Below are 5,765 nucleotides of genomic sequence, written 5' to 3'. Positions count from 1 at the left end.
AACCTCTTCAAAGCACCTTCTACCAAAAGCATCGGAAGTGATTTGGCAAATATCTGAGACCTCATGTTGTATTTGAGGAACCTGATAACATGTTTTTCACCTGCGATAAATGCTCCAATGGAAGCCATTGATTTTGCGAAAGTAGAAAAATACAGGTCTATCTGATCCTGTACGCCCTGCTCTTCGCCGGCGCCTGCTCCGGTTTTTCCCAAGGTTCCAAATCCATGCGCATCGTCAACCAATAGTCTGAATTCAAATTTTTTCTTAAGAGCTACAATATCAGCAAGTCTGCCCTGATCACCTGTCATACCAAATACACCTTCAGTAATAACCAAAACGCCTCCTCCTGTTTCTTCGGCAAGCTTTGTAGCCCTCTGCAATTGCTTCTCACAGCTTTCTATATCATTGTGTGGAAATACATATCTCTTTCCCAAATGCATCCTCAAGGCATCAATAATGCAGGCATGGCATTCGCTATCATATACGACCACATCTTTTCTATCCAAAATGGAATCAATGACAGACATGATGCCCTGATATCCGTAATTGAGCAGGTATGCACTCTCTTTGCCAACAAACTCCGCAAGCTCTCTTTCCAACTGCTCGTGAAGGTCGGTTTGACCTGACATCATCCTTGCGCCCATGGGATAAGCAGCTCCCCACTTCGCTGCTGCATCAGCATCAGCTTTTCTCACTTCGGGATGGTTTGCGAGCCCTAGGTAATTGTTGAGACTCCAGGTCAAGACTTCCTTGCCCTTAAATTTCATCCTAGGGGCGATTTCTCCTTCTAATTTTGGAAATGCGAAATAGCCTTCTGCAAGCTCAGAATGCTTGCCCAATGGGCCAAGGTTAGTTTGTAATTTTGCGAATAAATCCAAGGCTAAATTCTTTTAGGTTTTACAAATTTGTAAGTGGACTTGTCATCCAATAAATCCGTCAAAACTAACACAAATAGTCCAGCCTTGCAAAAATCCAATTCCAAATCAAATATTCTTTTACTAACTCATATTAATTTACTTACTTCGCAGGTCACGTTTTTTATAAGAAATAAACCCAATTATGCATAAAATCAAAAAGCTTTTGGTAGCCAACCGAGGAGAGATAAGCCTTCGGATCATGAGGACTGCCAAGGAAATGGGTATCAAAACCGTCGCAGTTTACAGCGAAGCCGACCGCAATTCCCCTCATGTAAAATTTGCTGACGAAGCGGTGTGTCTCGGTCCTCCGCCCTCCAATCAATCTTACCTTCTTGGGGATAAAATTATAGAAGTGAGCAAAGCTATGGGTGTCGATGCAATACATCCAGGCTATGGATTTTTATCTGAAAATGCTGCTTTTGCCAAAAAAGTAACAGATGCAGGAATCATTTTTGTAGGCCCTTCTCCAGAGGCTATAGAGATAATGGGTAGTAAACTTGCCGCTAAAAACGCAGTCTTAAAGTATGGAATACCGATGGTTCCCGGAACTGACCATGCAATCAGCGACATTCCTTCTGCTAAACAAAAAGCCAAGGAAGTGGGATATCCTATTTTGATCAAGGCCAGTGCAGGGGGAGGAGGAAAGGGTATGCGGATTGTGGAGGAGGAATCGGAATTTGAGGAACAAATGCTCCGCGCCATCTCAGAGGCACAATCTGCTTTTGGGGATGGATCGGTTTTCATCGAAAAATACATAACCTCTCCAAGACACATAGAAATCCAGGTTTTGGGAGACCAATATGGTGATGTAGTCTATTTATTTGAGCGGGAATGCTCTGTCCAAAGGAGACATCAGAAGGTGATTGAAGAAGCGCCGTCAGCGGTTGTTTCTTCAGAGATGAGAAAAGCCATGGGTGAGGCAGCAGTAATGGTGGCAAAAGCATGCAATTATTTTGGAGCAGGGACAGTGGAATTTATAGTAGATGAAAACCTTGATTTTTATTTCCTAGAAATGAACACTAGGCTACAGGTAGAGCATCCTGTTACAGAAATGATTACCGGAAAAGACCTGGTGAAAGAACAGATATGGGTGGCAGAAGGAAAGCCTCTTTCTTTCAAGCAAGAAGAATTGACAATCAATGGCCACTCTCTCGAAATCAGGGTTTATGCTGAAGATCCGAGAAATAATTTCCTCCCGGATATCGGAAAACTTCAGACCTATATCAGGCCACAGGGCCCTGGGATAAGGGTAGACGATGGATTTGAACAGGGAATGGATATTCCTATTTATTATGATCCCATGATCGCCAAGCTTATTGTCCATGATGAAAATAGGGAAAAAGCCATACAGAGAATGGTCCGGGCGATTGATGATTATCAGATTACCGGCATTGAGACGACCTTGGGATTCTGCCGTTTTGTATTGGCGCATGAGGCCTTCAGGACGGGCGCTTTTGATACCAAGTTTGTAGAAAAATATTTTACTCCTGACAAATTGGACATCCAATGGAATGAGGAGGAACTTATTCTATTGGCAGGTTTGGCAGTAAATGTTTTTGAAAAGTCCAAATCAAGTTTAAAGGATTCTAAAAGCAGCCAATTGACTGAAAATAAAACCAATTGGAAAAACAGGTTGATCTGATGGCTGAAATTCTACCGATTAAAGCCTGGCGTTACCATGAAAGTTTCAAAGACAGGATGGAAGATTTGATCTCTCCGCTGTTTGACGTGGTGTCCCAAAAGCAACGGCTAGTTCTTTATGAAAATCCTAACAACAGCATTCACCTTTCTGTCCCTTTGGGGGATCATCCAGCCATTTCAGCCAAAGCTATCCTTGAAAACTGGAAACAAGAAGCTGTAATTTCCCAAGATAAGATCCCAGGGATTTATGTTTATTACCAATATTTTAAATTACCTGGAGAAGAGAAGGAATCCTGCAGGAAGGGTTTTATCGCACAGATAAAGGCCTATGATTGGCAGGAGAAGATGGTCCTTCGCCATGAGAATACCATTCCAAAATCCGTCAATGACCGGGTGGAAATGTTAAAATCCACGCAATTTCAACCCAGTCCAACACACGGTCTTTATGAGGATATCATGCATAGTTTGGAACCCTTCATGGATGAAGCAATTCAGGATCCGATCTACGATGTGGAAGATTACCAAGGTGTGCGGGAGGTGCTATCAGTGATCCATGACCTGCCGACCATCAGGATTTTTATAGAACTGTTATCTTCCAAATCCATTATCCTCGCGGACGGGCATCACAGGTACGAAGCGGCAATAAAATACAGGAAAGAAATGACTTCCTCCAACTCCACTCATACAGGAAAAGAAGCTTACAATTACCATTTGATGTATTTTACCAACGCCCATTCCAAGGATTTGAGAATTTTACCTACTCACCGGCTATTTAAGGAGATTTCAATATCAGAAAATGAGATACTTAATAAAGCGGAGGAATGGTTTACAGTAAAGAAGGTTTATGATTCAGATGAGATTTCGGAATTGATTTTGCATAATCAATGGGCTTTCGGATTGGTATTAAGAGACAGCGCTTACAAAATCAGGCTAAGGACTGAAAAATTCAAGGAATTTGATTTGGCGATTCCCGATGTTGTCAAGTCGGTAGACCTGATGGTGCTACATTATTTTTTCATTGAAAAAGTTTTGGGGATAAAGATGGAAGAGCAAAGATTTTCAGATAATCTTGAATATGAAAGAAATTTGAGGAGGTGTGTTGGAAAAGTGAGGGAGGGCACTGCTGATTTTGCTGTCATTACCAAGGAAGTTTCCATGTCACAAGTGTTGGAAGTTTGTAAAAGCGGTTTTATGATGCCGCAAAAATCCACCTATTTCTATCCCAAGACTATTTCTGGTTTATTGTTTGCCACAGTAAATGAACAAGAGTTTAAGTTTCCATACCAAGCATTTTTGCCATGATCGACTTAGGTACGAAAAAACTTATCCTCGCTTCCAAATCTCCTAGGAGGAAAGAGTTGCTGATGGGTTTGGGCTTTGATTTTGAAGTTAGGACAAAAGATACCAATGAGGATTTTCCACAGGATCTTACCCCATCTGAAGTGGCAGGATACCTTTCGGCAAAGAAAGCAGCGGCTTTTGAAGAGGAACTTGCCCCTGAAGAAATCGTTCTCACCTCAGACACCGTCGTGATTCTTGATGGAAAGATTTTGGGCAAACCTATGGATAAAGAGGAAGCCTTTGACATGCTTTCTGGACTTTCAGGAAAGACCCATCTGGTTACTACCGGTATTACTTTTTTGTCAAAGGAAAAGAAATTGACGCTTTCTGATACTGCAAAAGTATTTTTCAAAGAATTGTCAAACCTGGAAATCGAATACTACATATCCAAATTCAAGCCTTATGATAAAGCCGGAGGGTATGGCATTCAGGAGTGGATAGGTTTTGTCGGTGTTGAGAAAATAGAAGGCTCCTATTTTACTGTTATGGGATTACCCATTCACCTTGTATATGATGTCCTGAAAAACTGGTAAAAAAAACTCCCGGAAATGAAATCTGCGGGAGTTTGATTTTATAAGAAATTAAAGTATTTATTTTTTTACAGGATTCAAGTCGGCTTTATCCACTTTCTTCACAGCATCATTGTCCTTGAGTTGCTTCGAAACAACGAAATAAGGGCCTGAAATGATTTCCTGACCTTCTTTCAGTCCTTCCAAAACTTCAATATTGTCAAAATCCGAAATTCCGGTTTTGATTTCCGTTTGTTTAGCCCTGTCATTTTCGATGATGAATACCAGTTCTTTTGCTTTGGTCCCTTCAGGATTATTTGCTGTCGAATCTTCCCTTGTAGTCACAGCGGCTAAAGGAACAGCGAGTACATTGTCCTTCTTTTGGGTAATGATATCCACACTGGCTGTCATTCCCGGACGGAAAGGATATTTCATTTTCTCAGTAATCAAATCTTCGTAGGATTCATTGAGGATTCTGATTTTGACTTCAAACTCCGTCACTGCATCTACACTAGCTTTTACATTAGCAGAATTGGCGATAGAAGTTACAACCCCTTTGAATTTTTTCCCTAAAAAAGAATATGAATCCACATCTATGATGGTGGTGTCTCCTTTGCTAATCCTGACAATGTCATTTTCATTTACATTAACCCGGACCTCCATTTTATTCAAGTCAGCTATTCTCAACATTTCTGTACCGGCCATTTGTTGTGTTCCGACAACCCTTTCACCCTTTTCTACCAAAAGTTGAGAAACAACGCCACTAAATGGAGAATAAACATTGGTCAATCTGAGATTTTCGGAGGCTTCACTGACTGTTGCCTGTGAACTCTTCACAATGAATTCTGCAGCAATTACGGATTGCTTGGCAGCATCAAGGTCGTTTTGAGCAGTCAGGAACGTAGATTGGATTTGCTCCCAATCTGAATCTGAAATCACCTTGTCTTGATGGAGTTTTTCATTTCTTTTGAATTCCAAATCTGCTCTTACATATTGGGCTTCAGATCTTTTGAGGTTTGCTCTGGATTGGGCAAGGTTTGCCATATTCTGGTTGAGGTTTGCCTTTGCCCTATCAAGGGCTGATATGAAATTATCAGGTCGGATTTTAACCAAAAGGTCTCCGATTTTAACTGAGTCCCCTTCCAATACATTGAGTTCAATGATTTCACCTGCCACATCTGGGCTTAGTTTCACCTCCGTTTCAGGTTCAATTACCCCTGAGGCACTTACTTTTTCAATGATGGAAACTTTAGATGCGATTGATGTTTCGACATTAGTTACTTTTTCGCCACCTATCCAACCTGCAGATCTTCCTATGATAGCGAATACGATGACTACAGCTAGAACTCCTAAAAGG

General features: G+C 41.2%; 5 protein-coding genes. 3 read left to right on the top strand and 2 right to left on the bottom strand.

Annotation, left to right across the window (positions count from 1 at the left end; genetic code table 11):
* Positions 1 to 878: aminotransferase class I/II-fold pyridoxal phosphate-dependent enzyme (locus ACZFYI_RS14605; protein WP_462524864.1), on the bottom strand; the 878-nt coding region annotated here is incomplete at its 3' end.
* 181 nt (positions 879 to 1,059) lie between these two features.
* Here ACZFYI_RS14605 and accC point away from each other — a divergent pair.
* From accC to ACZFYI_RS14590, 3 genes are read left to right on the top strand one after another with little or no spacing between them, the layout of a single operon-like run.
* Entirely contained in the window at positions 1,060 to 2,559 is a 1,500-nt protein-coding gene (gene accC, locus ACZFYI_RS14600) for an acetyl-CoA carboxylase biotin carboxylase subunit (protein ID WP_462524863.1), read from the top strand.
* On the top strand, positions 2,559 to 3,860 hold the full coding sequence (locus tag ACZFYI_RS14595; RefSeq protein ID WP_462524862.1) for a DUF1015 domain-containing protein: 1,302 nt from the start codon (positions 2,559 to 2,561) through the stop codon (positions 3,858 to 3,860). The genes accC and ACZFYI_RS14595 overlap by 1 nt, the downstream gene beginning before the upstream one ends.
* On the top strand, positions 3,857 to 4,432 hold the full coding sequence (locus tag ACZFYI_RS14590; protein ID WP_462524861.1) for a Maf family nucleotide pyrophosphatase: 576 nt from the start codon (positions 3,857 to 3,859) through the stop codon (positions 4,430 to 4,432). The genes ACZFYI_RS14595 and ACZFYI_RS14590 overlap by 4 nt, the downstream gene beginning before the upstream one ends.
* A gap of 57 nt (positions 4,433 to 4,489) precedes the next feature.
* On the opposite strand, the gene ACZFYI_RS14585 is transcribed toward ACZFYI_RS14590, so the two are convergent.
* The coding region (locus tag ACZFYI_RS14585) for an efflux RND transporter periplasmic adaptor subunit (protein ID WP_462524860.1) at positions 4,490 to 5,765 on the bottom strand (1,276 nt) is incomplete at its 5' end.

It is taken from the genome of Aquiflexum sp. (assembly GCF_977115555.1).
The sequence above is the reverse complement of the archived record's forward strand: the minus strand, read 5'-3'. Positions and strand labels throughout refer to the sequence as shown.